At 71.3% G+C, this 17309-nt stretch carries 16 protein-coding genes; 9 read left to right on the top strand and 7 right to left on the bottom strand.

What is annotated here, in order from left to right; translation table 11 throughout:
• Position 1 precedes the first annotated feature (1 nt).
• From ACFV9T_RS19805 to ACFV9T_RS19795, 3 genes are read left to right on the top strand one after another with little or no spacing between them, the layout of a single operon-like run.
• Positions 2 to 625 carry a 2Fe-2S iron-sulfur cluster-binding protein gene (locus ACFV9T_RS19805; RefSeq protein ID WP_385441966.1) on the top strand — a complete coding sequence of 208 codons (624 nt, stop codon included), beginning with the start codon at positions 2 to 4 and terminating at the stop codon, positions 623 to 625.
• Positions 622 to 1617: an FAD binding domain-containing protein gene (locus ACFV9T_RS19800; protein ID WP_385441964.1), complete on the top strand. Its 996-nt coding sequence runs from the start codon at positions 622 to 624 to the stop codon at positions 1615 to 1617. The genes ACFV9T_RS19805 and ACFV9T_RS19800 overlap by 4 nt, the downstream gene beginning before the upstream one ends.
• Entirely contained in the window at positions 1614 to 3713 is a 2100-nt protein-coding gene (locus ACFV9T_RS19795; RefSeq protein WP_385441963.1) for a xanthine dehydrogenase family protein molybdopterin-binding subunit, read from the top strand. The genes ACFV9T_RS19800 and ACFV9T_RS19795 overlap by 4 nt, the downstream gene beginning before the upstream one ends.
• A 141-nt stretch (positions 3714 to 3854) precedes the next feature.
• Here the strand turns inward: ACFV9T_RS19795 and ACFV9T_RS19790 are convergent, their stop codons facing one another.
• A complete protein-coding gene (locus ACFV9T_RS19790; protein WP_385441961.1) occupies positions 3855 to 5006 on the bottom strand; it encodes a S1 family peptidase in 1152 nt (383 codons plus the stop codon).
• A 245-nt stretch (positions 5007 to 5251) separates the two neighbouring features.
• Between ACFV9T_RS19790 and ACFV9T_RS19785 the strand changes: the two genes are divergently transcribed.
• Complete coding sequence (locus tag ACFV9T_RS19785; protein WP_385441959.1) at positions 5252 to 5500, top strand: hypothetical protein; 249 nt, start codon at positions 5252 to 5254, stop codon at positions 5498 to 5500.
• Positions 5501 to 5542: 42 nt separating this feature from the next.
• Here the strand turns inward: ACFV9T_RS19785 and ACFV9T_RS19780 are convergent, their stop codons facing one another.
• The 3 genes from ACFV9T_RS19780 to ACFV9T_RS19770 all read right to left on the bottom strand — a co-directional run bounded on the left by ACFV9T_RS19780 (position 5543) and on the right by ACFV9T_RS19770 (position 8538).
• Positions 5543 to 6628 (bottom strand): acyltransferase family protein, encoded by a 1086-nt coding sequence (locus ACFV9T_RS19780; RefSeq protein ID WP_385441957.1) that lies wholly within the window; start codon positions 6626 to 6628, stop codon positions 5543 to 5545.
• Between the two features lie 160 nt (positions 6629 to 6788).
• Positions 6789 to 7499 (bottom strand): dihydroxyacetone kinase subunit DhaL, encoded by a 711-nt coding sequence (dhaL, locus tag ACFV9T_RS19775; protein ID WP_385441955.1) that lies wholly within the window; start codon positions 7497 to 7499, stop codon positions 6789 to 6791.
• Positions 7500 to 7539: 40 nt separating this feature from the next.
• The gene (locus tag ACFV9T_RS19770) at positions 7540 to 8538 is read right to left on the bottom strand and encodes a dihydroxyacetone kinase subunit DhaK (protein ID WP_385441953.1); all 999 of its coding nucleotides are present in this window, start codon (positions 8536 to 8538) and stop codon (positions 7540 to 7542) included.
• Between the two features lie 196 nt (positions 8539 to 8734).
• On the opposite strand from ACFV9T_RS19770, the gene ACFV9T_RS19765 reads away from it, so the two are divergent.
• Positions 8735 to 9739 (top strand): 1-aminocyclopropane-1-carboxylate deaminase, encoded by a 1005-nt coding sequence (locus ACFV9T_RS19765; protein WP_385441951.1) that lies wholly within the window; start codon positions 8735 to 8737, stop codon positions 9737 to 9739.
• Positions 9740 to 9756: 17 nt separating this feature from the next.
• Positions 9757 to 9954: an SDR family NAD(P)-dependent oxidoreductase gene (locus ACFV9T_RS19760; protein ID WP_385441949.1), complete on the top strand. Its 198-nt coding sequence runs from the start codon at positions 9757 to 9759 to the stop codon at positions 9952 to 9954.
• A gap of 33 nt (positions 9955 to 9987) precedes the next feature.
• Here the strand turns inward: ACFV9T_RS19760 and ACFV9T_RS19755 are convergent, their stop codons facing one another.
• Positions 9988 to 10311, bottom strand: a complete 324-nt coding sequence (locus ACFV9T_RS19755) for a plasmid stabilization protein (protein ID WP_385441947.1) — start codon at positions 10309 to 10311, stop codon at positions 9988 to 9990.
• A gap of 201 nt (positions 10312 to 10512) precedes the next feature.
• On the opposite strand from ACFV9T_RS19755, the gene ACFV9T_RS19750 reads away from it, so the two are divergent.
• On the top strand, positions 10513 to 12528 hold the full coding sequence (locus ACFV9T_RS19750) for a spermidine synthase (protein WP_385441945.1): 2016 nt from the start codon (positions 10513 to 10515) through the stop codon (positions 12526 to 12528).
• A 75-nt stretch (positions 12529 to 12603) separates the two neighbouring features.
• Here the strand turns inward: ACFV9T_RS19750 and ACFV9T_RS19745 are convergent, their stop codons facing one another.
• Positions 12604 to 13662 (bottom strand): hypothetical protein, encoded by a 1059-nt coding sequence (locus ACFV9T_RS19745; protein WP_385441943.1) that lies wholly within the window; start codon positions 13660 to 13662, stop codon positions 12604 to 12606.
• Positions 13663 to 13770: 108 nt separating this feature from the next.
• The gene (locus tag ACFV9T_RS19740; RefSeq protein WP_385441941.1) at positions 13771 to 14736 is read right to left on the bottom strand and encodes a D-2-hydroxyacid dehydrogenase; all 966 of its coding nucleotides are present in this window, start codon (positions 14734 to 14736) and stop codon (positions 13771 to 13773) included.
• A gap of 507 nt (positions 14737 to 15243) precedes the next feature.
• On the opposite strand from ACFV9T_RS19740, the gene ACFV9T_RS19735 reads away from it, so the two are divergent.
• Together ACFV9T_RS19735 and ACFV9T_RS19730 are read left to right on the top strand one after the other, a co-directional pair.
• A complete protein-coding gene (locus tag ACFV9T_RS19735) occupies positions 15244 to 16563 on the top strand; it encodes an MFS transporter (RefSeq protein ID WP_385441939.1) in 1320 nt (439 codons plus the stop codon).
• Positions 16564 to 16598: 35 nt separating this feature from the next.
• Positions 16599 to 17264 (top strand): HAD-IA family hydrolase, encoded by a 666-nt coding sequence (locus tag ACFV9T_RS19730; RefSeq protein WP_385441938.1) that lies wholly within the window; start codon positions 16599 to 16601, stop codon positions 17262 to 17264.
• Positions 17265 to 17309 lie beyond the last annotated feature (45 nt).

Genomic DNA, 17309 nt, shown 5'->3' with positions numbered 1-17309 from the left:
GATGCGGGGCCCTGAACCCGGTGCCACGCTGAGGGACGTGACAGCTCAGAGGTTTCACACCGATCTCACGCTGCGTGTCAACGGCGCCGACCGGCCCCTCACCCTCGACAATCGCGTGACCCTGCTGGACGCCCTGCGCGAACACCTCGTGCTGACCGGCACCAAGAAGGGCTGCGACCACGGCCAGTGCGGCGCCTGCACGGTCCTGGTCGACGGCGAACGGGTGAACAGCTGCCTGGTGTTCGCCGTGACGGCGGCCGGCCACGACATCACCACCATCGAGGGGGTCGCCGACCTCAGCGCCACCGGCGATCTGCACCCGCTCCAGCGGGCGTTCCTGGAACACGACGGCTTCCAGTGCGGCTACTGCACCCCGGGCCAGATCTGTTCGGCCATCGGCGCGCTCGCCGAGGCGACCCGTGGCTGGCCCAGCCACGCCACCGAGGACGTGGCCGCAGGTGTCCGCGCGCCCGACACCCTGGACGACGACGAGATCCGGGAGCGGATGAGCGGCAACCTGTGCCGCTGCGGCGCCTACCGGGGCATCGTGGACGCCATCCGCGAGGCCGCCGGGGCCGACGGCCAGGGCGTGCCGGGCGCGCCGGTCCGGGGCGGTGCGCGATGAAGCCCTTCGCGTACGAGCGCGCCACCCGCCCCGAGGCCGCCGCCTCCCTCGTCGCGGACTCCACCGAGGCGGTGTACCTGGCCGGGGGCACCAATCTGGTCGACCTGATGAAGCTCGGTGTCACCGAGCCCGCCATGGTCGTCGACATCACCGGACTGCCGTACGACCGTATCGAGCACCGCGCGGACGGCGGGGTGCTCATCGGGGCGCTGGTGCCGGGCAGCGACCTCTCCGGCGACCGTGGCATCCGCGAGCGCTTCCCCGCCCTCGCGCAGGCGCTGCTGGCCGGGGCCTCCGGACAGCTGCGGAACCGCGCGACCACCGGTGGCAATCTGCTGCAGCGCACCCGCTGCGTGTACTTCCAGGACGTCACCAAGCCCTGCAACAAGCGCTCCCCGGGCACGGGGTGTTCGGCCATCCAGGGCAGTCACCGCGACCTCGCGGTGATCGGCACCTCCGACTCCTGCGTGGCCACCAACCCCTCCGACATGGCGGTGGCGATGGCCGCGCTCGACGCCGTCGTCCATCTGCGGCGCGCCGACGGCAGCCCGCGCACCGTGCCGCTCGCCGACTTCTATCTGCTGCCCGGCGACACCCCGCACCGGGAGACGGTGCTGCGGCCCGGCGACCTCATCACCGGCGTCGAACTGCCCCCGCCGCCACCCGCCGCCACGCACTACCGCAAGGTGCGCGACCGCTGGTCCTACGCGTTCGCCGTGGTGTCGCTGGCCGCCGTGGCCGCCACCGACGGCGGGGGAGCGCTGCGGGAGATCCGGCTCGCGCTCGGCGGGGTGGCCCCCAAGCCGTGGCGCGCGCACCAGGCCGAACAGCTGCTCACCGGGCAGCGGCCGACCGAGGACGCGCTGCGGACCGCGGCCCTGACCGAGTTCACCGCGGCCCGCCCGCTGCCGCACAACGCCTTCAAGGTCGGCCTCGCCGTGGACCTCATCACGGCCACCGTGCGCGACCTCGTGGAAGGGGAGGGGCGATGACCACACTGGAGCGGACCGTGGGCGCCGCGGTGACCCGGATCGAGGGGCGCGAGAAGGTCACCGGCACCGCGCTCTACGCGTACGAGTACCCCGTACCGGACGCCCTGTACGGCGTGGCCGTGCAGTCCACCATCGCCCGTGGCCGGGTGCGCTCCGTCGACTCCGGCGCCGCCCTGGCCCTCCCCGGGGTCGTCGCCGTGCTGGACAGCGGCAGTGTGCGGCGGCTGCGCCCGACCGACGACCCGGAGCTGTCCGTCCTGCAGTCCGCCGAGGTGGCCTACCGAGGGCAGATCGTGGCCGCCGTGGTCGCGGACACCTATGAGACGGCCTCTCAGGCCGCGGCCGCCGTACGGGTCGTCTACGAGGAGGAGCCGCACGACGTCGGACTGCGCGACGGCGATCCGGACATCTTCGTCCCCGACACGGTCAACGCCGGATACCCGGGCCGTACGGAGTCCGGGGATGTGGACACCGCACTGGCCGCGGCTCCGGTCACCATCGACGCCACGTACACCACACCGCCCGAGCACACCAGCGCGATGGAGCCGCATGCCACCATCGCGGTCTGGGAGGGGGAGACGCTGACCCTCTACAACGGCGACCAGGGGCCCTGGATGACGGCGAGCACCCTCGCCGCCCTGTTCGGGCTCCCCGAGGGCGCCGTACGGATCGTGGCGGACCATGTGGGCGGCGGCTTCGGCTCCAAGGCGGTGCCCCGGCCGCCCACCGTGCTCGCCGCGCTGGCCGCGCGCGCCGTCGGCCGCCCGGTGAAGCTGGCCGCGACCCGGCAGCAGATGTTCACCATGGTCTCGTACCGCACCCCCACCCTCCAGCGGGTCCGGCTGGGGGCCGAGCGCGACGGCAAGCTCACCGCGATCTCGCACAACGCGCTCCAGCTAAGCTCCCGGCTCACCCCGTACTGCGAGCAGACGGTCGCCGCCACCCGCATGATGTACGCGGCCCCCCACCGCCGCACCATCCACCGCCTGGCGCAGCTGGATGTGCCCACCCCGTCGTGGATGCGGGCGCCGGGCGAGGCGCCGGGGATGTTCGCGCTGGAGAGCGCGATGGACGAGCTGGCGTACGCGCTCGACATGGACCCCATCGAGCTGAGGGTGGTCAACGAGCCGTCCGTGGACCCCGAGTCGGGGCACCCCTTCAGCAGCCGCAACCTGGTCGCCTGTCTGCGCGAGGGCGCGGCCCGGTTCGGCTGGCCGGGGCGCGACCCCCGCCCCGGCCGCCGCCGCGAGGGACGGTGGCTGGTGGGCACGGGTGTCGCGGCGGGCAACTACCCCGCCACCACCTGGCCCGCCACCGCGACCGCCCGCGCGGAGCCGGACGGGCGCTTCACGGTCCGGATCGCCGCCGTCGACATCGGCACCGGGGCCCGCACCGCGCTGACCCAAGTGGCCGCGGACGAACTCGGCGTGGCGCTGGACCGGGTCACCCTGGACATCGGCCGCAGCTCTTACGGCTCGGCCCCCTTCGCGGGTGGCTCCATGGGCACCAGCTCATGGGGGTGGGCGGTGAGCAAGGTGTGCCGGGCGCTGGCCAAGCGGCTCGACGAGGTGTCGGGCCGGATCCCGCCCGGTGGCCTGGAGGCCCACGCGGACACCACCGACGACGTCCGGGCCCGGAAGAACCTCTCGCGCCACGCCTTCGGCGCCCAGTTCGCACAGGTGCGGGTGGACGCGGACACCGGGCAGGTACGGGTCGACCGGCTGCTGGGGATGTTCGCCGCCGGGCGCGTCATCAACGCCCGCACGGCCCGCTCGCAGCTGCGCGGCGGCATGTGCATGGGGCTGTCGATGGCGCTGTACGAGAATCTCGAACTCGACCCGAACTACGGCGACTTCGCCAACCATGACCTCGCCAGTTACCACGTGGCGGCACACGCCGATGTGCGTGATGTCGAGGCGCACTGGATCGAGGAGGAGGACGACCAGCTCAGCCCGATCGGCGCCAAGGGAGTCGGGGAGCTGGGCATCGTCGGGACGGCCGCGGCCATCGCCAACGCGGTCCATCATGCGACGGGGGTGCGGGTGCGTGACCTGCCGATCACCCTGGAGCGGGTGCGCACCGACCTGACACGCTGACCTGACGCCCTGACCTGGTGCGCCGACGTGGCACACTGAACGAGGCTTTTCGGTCAACCGTGTTGAAAGGCCCCGCCCGGGTGTCCCGCGGTAACGGCGCGGGACACCCGGGCGTGACGGTCAGCCGTGGGGCGGACCGTCCTACTGGGCGGCACCGCCACCGGCACCGCCGTCGCCGATGGTGGCGCCGACCGCCTCCAGCGCGGTGGTCACCGGCTGGAAGAACGTCTCACCGCCCGAGGTGCAGTCGCCGCTGCCGCCGGAGGTCAGACCGAGCGCGGACTCGCCCGCGAAGAGCGCGCCGCCGCTGTCGCCGGGCTCGGCGCAGACGTCGGTCTGGATGAGGCCGCTGACCGAGCCCTCCGCGTAGTTGACGGTCGCGTTGAGAGCGGTGACCGAGCCGCCGTTCAGCCCGGTGGTGGAGCCCATGCGCTGCACCTCCTGGCCCACCGTGGCCTCGGCGGCCTCGGTGATGTTCACCGTGTTGCCGCCGCCGGTGTTCACCGTGCTCGGGGCCTCGGTGGCGGGGTCGTCGTAGGTGGCGAGCGCGAAGTCGCCGGTGCCCGGGAAGGTGGCGTCCTGGATCGTGGCGACCGGTTCGCCGTCCTGGGTCTCCGACCACGCCTCGGTCGCGACGCCGCAGTGTCCGGCGGTCAGGAAGCCGGGGTCGCCGCTGTCGGTGGTGACGTTGAACCCCAGCGAGCAGCGCGAACCGCCACCGAAGATGGCGTCACCGCCCTCGGCGACGGTCTTGAACGTGCCCTTGGAGCGCGTGACGTCGGCCATGCCCGCGCCCAGCGACTTGACGGTCGACTCAACGGTGTCCCACTTCGCGCCCTTGACGGTGCTGTCCGCCGTGACCTGGAGCTTGTTGGTCTTGGGGTTGATGGCCCAGGCGGTGCCCGCCACAGAGGCCTTCTCCTTCAGCGTCGCCTCGGCCGCCTTCAGCGACTTCATGCTGTTCTTGGCTTCCTTGGCGACGGCCCCGGCGCTCTGGATCGCGGCGACCTCGACGTTGTTGTTATCGCCGATGACATTGACTATGACCTGCTGCTGCTCCTTGTCGTACCAGCCACCGCCGAACGCCTCGCCCAGGCTCGACGCGAGCTGCGCGATCACGTCCGAGGCGGACTCGGAGTTGAACGCCTTGGGCTTGGCGTCGATGGCCTCGGACTTCTTGTCCTGAGAGGCATTGGCGTTGGGCAGCACAATGGCGGCACCCACGACGGCGGCGGCCGCGGCAGCCCCAATGATGATCTTTGTCTTGGGGGCGCGCTTGTGACTCCGGCTCAACTTATGACCTCCTGTGGGGCGCACGGGGTCGTACGCAGGGGACGGGTTCGCTACGGCAGTGGATACGCAGGGGCCGCCGGTTGTGTTCAGATCAATTTTCCGGCGCGGCGGTGACAGGCCTCACATCTGGCGTTGAGGAGCGGCAATGGCCGCATTGGTGCCCGTGTGCGGGGTACCGGCCGTCCATGTCCCGTTCCCGACGAGAGAGGCCCGACGAGAGGGGCCCGACGAGTAAGGAGCGCATCGTGACCGGCGACAAGCGACCGGAAGCCCCCGGCGAGAACGGCCCCGCCATCCCCAGGGACCTGCCCGACCAGCAGGCGCAGGGCGGCCCTGACCCCCTGGACATCAACGGCGGCACACCGCACACCACTCCGCCCCACCGCCCGCAGGACGTCCCCGACCTGGACGAACCGGGCACCCGCCGACGCGGAAAGCCGCACAGCGGAGGCGTACACCCCGAACAGCCGGTACCCGACGAGCCCTCCGGGTGACACCACCCCCGGAAGACGCCCCCGGAAGCCGGTGGAGCGGTCTTACTTCGCGCTCGTGGGCTTCCCGGTTCCCGCGCGCCGGAACGCCCACTCCATGCGCGGTTCGACCACTCCACGCAGGACCCGCCGCACCGGAGCCGTGCACAGCACCGTGATCATGGCGACGGCCGCGGCGGTCACCGCCAGCTCGCCGAGCGGGGTGTGCAGCCACGAGTGCTCGTACCAGCCGCCGAAGCGGGACGCCTTGATGATGAAGCCGTGCAGCAGATAGCCGTACATCGTCCCCGCGCCGAGCGCCGTGAACCAGGTGCGCCGCCCCGGCACCCAGGCCAGGAAGCAGGCCGTCAGCACCAGCGCGCCGGCGAAGAGGATGGGGGTGGACAGCAGCCCGGCCCACTCCGGTACGCCGTCCAGGGCCGCCACGCTCTTGCGGTGGTAGAACCACTCCGAGTTGAACCACGGCGCCACCGCGTACGCCGTGACCAGCGCCACGAGCCCGACCGGCAGCGCGATCCACCGCGCCCGCCAGGTGCGCAGCCACGCGAAGTGCTCCGGGCGGAGGGTGAGCCCGAGCACGAAGAACGGCAGGAACGCCAAGGTGCGCTGGAGCGAGAGATCGCCACCGGTCTCCGGCGACAGCGAGCCGAGCGCGGCCACGGCCAGCGCGATCGGCACCGGATAGCGCAGCGCCAGCCACAGCGGGGTGGTGATCCGCCAGATGAACAGCGCGACCAGGAACCACATCACGTACCACGGGTCGAGCAGGCTGAACGGCTCGTCCGGGTTGTCCTGGGCCCAGCGGGAGAAGAGGGTGTACAGCACCTCGAAGACGACGTACGGCACGACCACGCCGGTCACCAGCCGCTGCAGCCGCTTGGGGGCCATGTCGAAGCTGCGCGAGAAGTAGCCCGATATCAGCGCGAAGGCGGGCATGTGGAACGCGTACACCAGAAGGTAGACGGCCATGGAGGCCCGGCTGCCGTACGTCAGTGGTTCCCACGCGTGGCCACAGGCCACCAGCACGATGGTGAGGTACTTCGCGTTGTCGAAGTACGCGTCGCGGGGTTTGCCTTGGGCCGGGCCCTCACCCCGTGCCGGTCGCTCCTCGGTGGACTGCGGCGTTGTCACACGGGTGGGGGTGTCTTGATGCACTGCTTCTCCCGGTCGAGCCAGCGAGGTTTCCTGAATCGCCTGCCCGACGCGGCCCCGCTCATGACTGTCCACGCTAGTGGCAAATGACACCCGTCATGCGCGTAACTGTCCGAGTTCGAGGAACATCACTAAAGGATCAGTATTCGGCACCCCGATGCTCGGGAAGTCTGCTAACAGTGGTGAGTTCGCCGTCGGCCGAGGCGAACAGCAGCGCCACGGCCAGGGCGCCCGGGTCGGGGACACCGACCGCGTGGTCGCCGGTGTAGCTGGCCCGCCCGCGCCGGGCGCGCAGATAGGCGGTGGCCCGGGCGCCGCGGTGGGCCGCCACCGCCGCGAGCCGCAGCGAACGGGCCGGTTCGGCGGTCGGCGGGCACTCGGCGAGCGCCTTCGCGGCCGGGATCAGCGCGTCGACCATGGTCTTGTCGCCGACCTCGGCCTCGCCGACCCGCTGGATCGCGGCCGTCCCGGCGGCGATCCCGGCGGCCAGCTCACCGGTGCCGGGCGGGGTGGGGGCGGCCTCGGCGACCGCGTCGGCCATCTCCTGGAAGAGCAGGCCGAACAGCGGGCCGCTGGTGCCGCCGACCTCGTCGAGGAAGACCCGGGCGGCGACGGCCAGCGGCGCCTCCGCGGTGTCCTCGCCGACCGCGGGGGAGGCGGACAGGCTGTCCAGGTCGCGGCGCACCCCGTCCATCCCGGTGGCGAGGTTGGCGCCGAAGTCACCGTCGCCCGCCTGCTGGTCGAGGGCGGTCAGCTCGGGTTCGACGGCCCGCACGGTGGCGGCGAAGCGCAGCAGCCAGGCGGTGACGGTGGCACGGGTCAGGGAGCGCGGGGCGGGGTTCACGGTCATGGGTGCTGGGCTCCTTGAAGTCTCGGGGACCGGTGGCCGGTCACAGGGGCCAGGACGCGGTGCGGGCGGGGGCGTCCCACAGCCGCAGCACCTCGTCGTCGGTGGCGACCAGGGACAGCGAGAACCCCCGCATGTCGAGGGCGCTGACGAAGGTGCCGGTCAGGGACCGGTCGAGCGCGGTGCCCCGGGCTTCGAGGGCCTTGGCGAGGACGTGGTGGATCCCGTACAGCTCCAGGGACGTCACCGACCCCAGACCGTTGACCAGCGCGAGCACCCGGGGTCGCGGGCCATGGGGGAGGGCTGCCAGCAGCCGGTCCGTCATCGTCTCGACCAGCTTGCTGAGCGGCGCGTGCGGCACGGTCTTGTCGGCGCGCTCACCATGGATGCCGACGCCGAACTCCAGCACGTCCTCGGGCAGGTAGAAGGCCGGGGATCCGGAGGCGGGGGTGGTGTGCGCGGCGGACGCGACGGCGAGGCTGCGGGAGCGGCGGGTCAGATCGACGCCGAGCGCCACGAGGTCGTCCAGGCCGCGCCCCTCGTCGGCGGCGGCGCCGAGGACCTTCTCCACGACCAGCGTGGCGCCGGTGCCGCGCCGGCCCACGGCGATCTCGTCGGAGTCGGTGGCCAGGTCGTCGTCGATCAGCACCCGCTCGCAGCGGATGCCCTCGTGATGGAGGCGTTCGGCGGCGATACCGAAGTTGATGCGGTCGCCGGTGTAGTTCTTGACCAGGTGCAGCACGCCGTCGTCCCCGGCGACGGCGCGGCTGGCCTCGAAGATCTGCCGGTTGTGCGGCGAGGCGAAGATCCGGCCGGGGCAGGCGGCGTCCAGCATCCCGGCGCCGACGAATCCGGCGTGCAGCGGTTCATGACCGGACCCGCCGCCGGACACCAGCGCGACCCGGCGGGCGGGCGAGGTGATACGGGACCGGAAGTACCCGTGACCGGGGTGGTGCTCGACGAGGGCGGCATGGGCGGTGGCGAAACCGGCGTGCGCGTCGGGAACCAGTGATTCCGACGAGTCGGCGAAATACAGTGGCATGGTCGTGGCTTCCCTGGAGGAGTGCGACGGACAGGGACACTGGCTTCGATGGTCCGCCGCGATCCATGGGCCGGGCGCGCCGACCGACCCCAAACGGCCTACACGCATAGGCCGGTCGTGCGACGGGGTAGGGCTGCTCACCATCCGCGGCGAACACACCGCGGCGCACCTGCCCACCGGCACCAAGGAGCCCGTCTTGTCCCTCGACGACTTCGACCGCCACCCCCTGCTCTTCGGCCCCAGCCCCGTCCACCCCCTCGACCGGCTCAGCGACCATCTGGGCGGGCCCCGCATCTGGGCCAAGCGTGAGGACTGCAACAGCGGCCTTGCCTACGGAGGCAACAAGACCCGCAAGCTCGAATACGTGGTCCCCGACGCGCTGCGGCAGGGCGCCGACACGCTGGTGAGCATCGGCGGGGTGCAGTCCAACCACACCCGCCAGGTCGCCGCCGTGGCGGCCCGGCTGGGGCTGAAGGCCGTCCTGGTGCAGGAGAGCTGGGTGGACTGGCCCGACGCGGTCAACGACAAGGTCGGCAACATCCTGCTGTCGCGCGTCATGGGCGCGGACGTCCGGCTGGTCGACGCCGGGTTCGGCATCGGGTTCAAGGACAGCTGGACCCACGCCCTGGACGAGGTGCGCGCCGCGGGCGGTACGCCGTACCCGATCCCGGCCGGTGCCTCCGACCACCCACTGGGCGGGCTGGGCTTCGCCAACTGGGCGTACGAGGTTCAGCGGCAGGAACGCGAGCTGGGCGTGTTCTTCGACACCATCGTGGTGTGCAGCGTCACCGGCTCCACCCAGGCCGGGATGATCGCGGGGTTCGCGGGCCAGGACCGCCCCCGCCGGGTGCTGGGCATCGACGGCTCCGCGAAGGCGGCCGAGACCCGGGCCCAGGTGGAGAAGATCGCGCGGAACACCGCCGAGCTGACCGGCCTCGGCCGGGGGCTGCGCGACGAGGAGATCACCGTGCTGGAGGGCTGGGCGGGCGACGCGTACGGCGTCCCGGTGGCCTCCACCCTCGATGCCATCCGGCTCACCGGCGGCCTGGAGGGCGTGATCCTCGACCCGGTCTACGAGGGCAAGTCCATGGCCGGGCTCATCGACCTCGTACGCGACGGCGACATCCCCAAGGACTCCACCGTGCTGTACGCGCACCTCGGTGGCCAGCCCGCCCTGAACGCGTACAGCGGCGCCTTCTAGCGACCAGCCGAACACCGGTGACGGCCGGCGGCGCGCCGCTGGCCGGATGCGTGGCGCTGGTGACCGGCGCGTCCGGCGGGATCGGGGCGGCCACCGCCCGTTCCCTGGCCCGCCAGGGCGCCGGTGTCGCGCTGGTCGCCCGCCGTACCGACCGGCTGGAGGAGCTGGCCGCCGTCAACGAGATCCTGGTGCGCCCCACGGCCCAGGAACACTGAAGGGTCGGCGTTCCCGGGCCGGTGTTCTCGGGGCTACTTCCCCAGGGCCTTCTTCAGCTGGGACTTGTTCATCTGGGACCGGCCCTCGATGTTCCGGCGCTTGGCCTCGGCATACAGCTGGTCCCGGGTGGGGCCCTGCGCCCCGGTGTGCGACCGCTTGCCGCCACGCCGCGAAGACGACATGTCCTCGGTGGAGATACGGCTCGCCGTCCTGGCCTCGCCGGAGCGGGCGCGCTCCTTGTTGACCGTCCGGGCGGCCATCTCCTTGGCCCGGCGCTCGCTGGCGCCGCGCTCCTTCGCGCTGTCCTTGATGTGTTCGTACTGTCTCTCCCGCTTCGAGCTCGATCCCCTGGGCATGGTGTGCACCTTTCTCCAGAGACCAGCACAACGGAGACAAGCACCACCATTTTCGCTCCGGACACCCGGCTCGCAACAGCGATTGGGCCCATCAGGTGAGATGTGCTCCGGGGGCGGTCGGACCGCCCTGCTGGTGCTCGACCTGCCCCGCCTCTGATGACAGCGTGGGCCGACATGGAGCACAGCCCTGGACCGCAAAACGTGCGCGCGAGGCTGCTGCTGGCCAGCGCCACCATGCTCTTCGTCGAGCTGGCGCTGATCCGGTGGACCGGCGCCAATATCGTCCATCTGAGCTATTTCTCGAACTTCATCCTCCTGGGCTCGTTCCTCGGAATCGGCCTCGGATTCCTCCTGCCCGCCGACCGCGGGCAGTGGCTCACCCGCTGGGCGCCCCTCCCGCTGGCCGTCCTCGTCGTCCTGGTCCGGGAGTTTCCCGTCCAGGTGCGGCAGAGCAGTGGCGAGGTCATCTACTTCACCGCCGTGAAGACCACCGGTCTGCCGCAGTGGGTCACCCTGCCCGTGCTGTTCGGGCTGACCGCGCTCATCATGATGGCGATCGGCAAGATGACGGCCGACCAGTTCCGGCGGCTGCCGTCGCTGGAGGCGTACCGCTTCGACCTGCTCGGCTCCCTCACCGGCTCGGTGTCCTTCGCGCTGCTGTCCTGGCTGCGCGCGCCGTCGGTGGTGTGGGGTGTGCTCGCGGCGCTGGCGATGCTGGTGCTGGTCGGGCGGCGCAACCTCATCCGGTCCGCGATTCCGCTGGCCGTGATGGTGGCGGTGCTGGCGCTGGAATCGGCGGCCACCGGCATCTCGTGGTCGCCGTACTACAAGATCGAGGTCAAGAAGTCGTCCTCGTCCGCCCGGGACTACAACATCGCCGCCAACGGTGTTCCGCATCAGTCCATCGCCCCGCTGAAGGCGCTGACGAAGCCCGGTTCACCGTATGAGCAGCCCTACCGCGAGACGCCGCGCAACTCCCACCGCCGGGTGCTGGTCATCGGCGCGGGCAACGGCAACGACGTGGCCCTCGCCCTCGCCCACGGGGCCCGGCGCGTGGACGCCGTGGAGATCGACCCGAGGCTTCAGGAGATCGGCGCCTCCCTGCACCCGGCCCGGCCGTACGACAACCCCCGGGTGCACGTCCACATCAACGACGGACGGGCCTTCCTGGAGCAGACCAAGACCCGCTACGACCTGATCGTCCTCGCGCTGCCGGACTCCCTGACCCTGGTGTCCGGGGCGAGCAACCTGCGCCTGGAGAGCTATCTGTTCACCCGCCAGGCGTTCGAGGCGGCCCATCGCCACCTGGCCCCCGGCGGCGCGTTCGCCATGTACAACTACTACCGGCAGAACTGGCTCATCGACCGCTTCGGCGGGACGCTCACCTCCGTCTTCGGACACGCCCCCTGCATCACCCACTACGGCAACCAGCGGGCCGCGGTCCTCGTCGCGGGCACCACCCCGGCCGCCCAGTCGTGCGGGGCCACGTGGAAGGCGTCCGGCCCGGTGCCTAAGGCCGCGAGCGACGACCACCCGTTCCCGTATCTGCTGCATCGCACCATTCCCACCCTCTATCTCGGGGTGCTGGGCGCGATCCTGCTGGTGACCCTGGCGTCGGTGCGGCTGACCGGCGTACGGCTGCGGCGGACCTTCGGCTACGCCGACATGTTCCTGCTCGGCGCCGCCTTCATGCTGCTCGAAACCAAGAACGTGATCGGCTTCGCGCTGTACTTCGGCACCACCTGGCTGGTCAACGCCATGGTCTTCGCCGGTGTGCTGCTGGCCGTCCTGTCCGCGGTCGAGGTACGGCGGCGGATGCGCAAGCTCAACCAGCTGGCGCTGCAGCTCCTGCTCTTCGCCACGCTGGCCGTCTCCTGGCTGATCCCGGCCCATCTGGTGCTCGGACTGCCCTTCGCGGGGCGTCTCGCCGCCGCGATCGCGCTGGCCTTCGCCCCCATCTTCTGCGCCAACCTCATCTTCTCCGACCGGCTGGCGGTGGCCTCCGATCCCACGGCGGCCTTCGGAGCCAACCTGCTCGGCTCACTGGTCGGAGGCACCCTCGAATACCTCGCTCTGGTCACCGGCTACCAGGCCCTGCTGCTCGTGGTGGCGGTGCTGTACGCGGGTGCCTGCGTCCTGATGCGCTTCACCCGCCCCGGAACGGGCGAGCGCGCCGAACACGAACCGGTCTCCGTGGCCACCGCACCACGGACCTGACCCGGCGGATCCCACGAAGCCGCCCCCGGTCCTCTGGGCCGGGGGCGGCTTCACGCGTGTCATTCGATCCGCGTGTCACTCGAACATGACGTAGTCCGGCCGGGGCCGCAGGGCCAGCACTTCCTTCGGGGTCATCAGCCGACTGACCTCGGCGTCCTCCTCGTAGAAGAGCTTGAAACCGGTGCGCACGCCCTCCGGCTGGTCCTTCACGAGCTGTCGCCAGGTGTCCCGCTTCATGCCCGGCGAGCCGATGCCGTCCGCGCTCTTGATGACGACGACCCCGGGCTGCGGGCGCAGCGCGGACTGGTCGGGGACCACGGACACCGCCACTTGGTGGAAGACGAGCGGCTTCTCCGGCAGATCGTGTTCCTCCACGATGTCCGAGAGATAGCGCGCCACGTCGGTCAGCTCCTTCCCGCTGGTGCTGCCGTAGGTGTCGCCCGGCACCTCTCCCGGGCCCATGTCCCACTCGGGGTCCAGCGCGATGCCCACATCGGGCTTCACGAGCCAGTCGCGCAGCGCCTTGACCTCGTCCAGCATCGACGCCCGGCCGGGCTGGATGTTGAGCAGCAGCATCGCTTCATGGCGCCGGGCCGCGTCGTGGAAACGCTGGATGGTGTCGTCCGGGACCCGGGTGCGGTAGGTGCCGTCCGGTCCCGCCGAGCTGTTGGTGATGGTCGCCAGCAGTTCGAGGACCGGCAGTGGCTCCCGGTCCGCGGCGTAGTCGCGCGCGGTCTTCTCGATCTCCTTGACCCGCTGGTTCAGGTCACCGGTACCGAGCCGGCCGAGTGCGGCGGCGCCGGGCAGTCCGCAGTACCCCACCAGGCGGTACCGGGACAGATCGCGGCCGCCGCGGGGGAGTTCTGGCCGTCGCTTCGTCGGCTTCGGCGACGGGGAGCGGCTGGCCTTGTTGTCGGAGCCCGCGGCGGAGGTTCCGCCGCTCTTGGCGGGCGTGGGGCTCCTGGAGGGACTGGACCAGTCGGTGTTCTGCTCGCCGCATCCGGCGAGCAGACCGAGACCGGCCGCCGCCGTCACCGAGAGCAGCCCCCGCCGGGTCGCCGGGGTGCTCTGCCCTGAGGTGTTCTCCCGGATCCGTTCGGCGCCGGTGCCCTGACCTGGTGTGGTGTGCGCCACGTTCCCCTCCGTCTGCGGGCCGATGTGTTTTTCCCCGTCCTCTGCGGCTTTCCGGCCGGAGGGAGGGTGAAACGGAGTGGTGGCCACCACTTACCTGACGTAACCCGCCTATCTGACGTAACCCAGTGCCTTGTCGACGACATTGCGCAGCGGACGGCCCTCGGTCCTGCGGAGCAGGTTGTCCAGGAACAGCTCGGCCAGGTCGTCGCGCCAGCGGACCACCTCACCCGCGGTGTGCGGGGACACGATGACCCCCGGCAGCTCCCACAGCGGGGAGGTGGCGGGCAGCGGCTCCCGGGCGAACACGTCCAGCGCGGCACCGGCCAGGCTGCCGCCGGACAGGGCGTCGATCAGGGCCGTCTCGTCCACCAGCTGGCCGCGTCCTACGTTGACCAGCCGGGCGCCGGGCTTCATGGCGGCCAGCACCGAGGCGTCCACCATGCCGTGGGTGGCCGGGGTGAGCGGGGCGGCCAGCACCACGTAATCGGCCTCGCCCAGCCCGGTGTGCAGCGTCGCCGGACCGTGCACGGTGCCGAAGTCGGGGTCGGCGTCGCGCGGGGTGCGGCCCGCGCCGCACACCCGCATGCCGACCGCGCGCAGCAGCCGGGCGACGGCCCGGCCGATGGACCCGGTACCCCAGACCAGCACGGTGCGGCCGCCGACGCGCTCGCTGTCGCGCGGCCGCCACTGACGGCCGCGCTGGTGGTCCCACATGCCGGGGAAGTCCTTGGCGAGGGACAGGATCAGCCCGAGGACGTATTCGGCGATGGGCTGGTCGTACACTCCGCGCGAGTTGGTGAGCACCACATCCGGGTTGCCGGTCAGCGCGGGAAACAGATACGGGTCCACGCCCGCGGCGGCCACATGCACCCAGCGGGGGGCCTTCGCGGGATCGTCCGGCCACGAGGCGGCGACGGCCGGGCTCAGCGGCCACCAGGCGAGCAGGGCGTCCGCGCCGGGGAGGAGGTCCGGCAGTTCCTCCTCGGTCGCGTACACGGTCCGCGCCAGGGACTCGACGCGCTCCCGGTTGTACGGCAGATGGTCGTTGTACAGGACGACCAGCCGGTCACCCATGGCCGCCTCCCGGCGGGCCGCTCGGGCCGCCCGGGGGCTCACACCGGAGTGTCATGACGGTTCTCCCGAGGTCAGGAAGGGTGTGGATCGGATTCCCACACCCTGACCGCAGCCGCGCTCCGGGGCAACGGGCACAGTGTCCGCCCCGGCGGGCCGTTGTGGACGCTGTGTCCCCGGCACAGATGTGCCCCGGGACCAAAGTCCTGCGCAGCCCCGGTGCGGACCGGGCGTACAGAGTGTCCACCACCGAGCCGCCGATGGAACAGGATGGCCGTTGACGGTGCCGGACGGCTGAACCATGGTGATGGCCATCCAACCTCCCGTCACCTGCCCGTCCCCGGCAGCACACCCCGCGGCCCCCGCGGCGCCCCGCACGAATGCTTGACGCCCGATGCCCACCCCCTGTGCCGCATCGCCCAGCGCCCCGGCGCCACCTCCTCGTCCCCAGGAGTCTCAAGCATGTCCTTGTCCAGCCCGTCACCTTCGCAACAAACCACCACACGAACCGTGAGCCTCGACGAAGCCCCCGTCACCGGCTTCCACCGCAGGATGGTCGCCGTCGCCATGGGCGGGCCGTTCTGCGACGGCTATCTGCTCGGCATCATGGGCGTCGCCCTCAGCCTGATCACCCCGGCGCTCAGCCTGAACACCATGTGGGAGGGGCTGATCGCCGCCTCCGTCCTGGTCGGTGTCTTCATCGGCGGCGCGGTCTTCGGACCCGTAACGGACCGGGTCGGCCGCCATCTGATGTACGTGCTCAACCTGCTGACCTTCGTGATCTTCTCGGCCCTCCAGTTCTTCGTCACCGAGGCGTGGCAGCTGCTGGTCCTCAGGCTGCTGATCGGCATCGCGATCGGCGCCGACTACCCGATCGCGTCCGCCCTGACCTCCGAGCTGGTGCCGCGCAAGATCCGTGGCCCGGCCCTGTCCGGCCTGGTCCTCGCCTGGTGGGTCGGCTACGGCGTCAGCTTCTGGGCCGGCTGGCTGCTGATGGGCACCGGCGACGACGCGTGGCGCTGGATGCTGGCCTCCGGCGCGGTCCCCGCCATCATCTTCATGTTCTTCCGGGCCGGAGTGCCCGAGTCGCCCCGCTGGCTGGCCTCCCGAGGCCGGGTGGACGAGGCCAAGGAGGTCGTACGCCGCCACCTCCACCAGGAGGTCAGCACCGAGGAACTGCTCGCCGAGAGCGGCACCCGGCGCGGCGGCTCGGGCCTGGGCAACCTGGTGGAGATCTTCCGCCGCGGCTACGCGATCCCCGTCCTCTTCTGTTCGGTGTTCTGGATCTGTCAGGTGGCGCCCGCCTTCGCCGTACGGTCCTTCCAGCCGCAGATGCTGGAGTCGTTCGGGGTGACCAGCACCTTCGGTGCCAGCGCGCTCATCACCACCATCGCGGTCGCGGGCACGGCGGTCGGGCTGCTCGTGGTCAACCGGATCGGCCGCCGGCCCCTGCTCATCTCCAGCTTCGCCTGCATCAACGTCTGCCTCATCGCCCTGATCGTGCTGCCGCTGCACTACGCGTTCCTGGTGGTCGCCCTCTTCGCCGGGTTCCAGTTCTTCGAGGCCGCGGGCAGCGGACTGCAGTTCGTGTATCCGAGCGAGCTGTTCCCCACCGACCTGCGCGCCACCGGCGTCGGCATCGCCACCGCCATGAGCCGGGTCGGCTCCGCCTCCAGCACCTTCCTGCTGCCCATGCTCACCGCCGACTTCGGCGTCCGCGGCACCCTCGCGATGGGCGCGGGCATCACCATCATCGGCCTCGTGGCCTCCATCGTCCTCGCGCCCGAAACCAAGGACCTGGGCCTGGCGGAAGCCAGCCGCCGCGCCTGACCGCGCCCCGCCCCCTCCTCCGAAAGGACTGCCCCATGCGCAAGCTCGTCTCCTTCGACTGCTACCGCACCCTCATCAACTTCGACACCCAGAGCGCCACCCACGAGATCGTCAAGGACCGGCTCGCCGAGTACGGCGTCGACCCCAAGCAGTTCCACCACGACGCGTACGTGATGCGGTTCCAGGGCGTCGTGGACCACTACCGCCCGTACCGGGAGACCGTCCGCCGCACCCTGAACAACGTCATGCTGCTGCACGGCCTGCCCTACCGCGACGAGGACGGCGAGGCGCTGATCGAGGCCATCAAGCGGTTCAAGGCGTTCCGCGAGGTCCCCGACGCGCTGCGCCGCCTCAAGGGCGAGTACGACATCGCCATCCTCTCCAACAGCGAGGACGACCTGATCTCCTACGCCGTCGACGAGCTGGGCGTGGAGTGGGACTACGTCCTCACCGCCGAGCAGGCGGGCGCGTTCAAGCCGCTGCCGCAGGCCTTCGAATACCTCATGAAGGCCACCGGCCGGGGCCCTGCGGACATCATCCACACCGCCCAGGGCTGGGAGTACGACATCATGCCGACCAAGCGGTACGAGGGCATGCGGCGGATCTGGGTCAACCGGTACGGCTTCCCCGGGTCGGCCGCCTACCAGCCGTACGAGGAGATCAAGGACCTGTCCGAGCTGCCCGGTCTGCTCGGCGTCTGACGGCCCGGCGTCCGACCCGGCTCCCCGGCCACCTCACACCGCGAG

The organism is Streptomyces sp. NPDC059850 (assembly GCF_042731515.1).
Taxonomy (GTDB): domain Bacteria; phylum Actinomycetota; class Actinomycetes; order Streptomycetales; family Streptomycetaceae; genus Streptomyces.
Note: the sequence above shows the minus strand (reverse complement) of the source record. Positions and strands in the feature narration are given on the sequence as shown.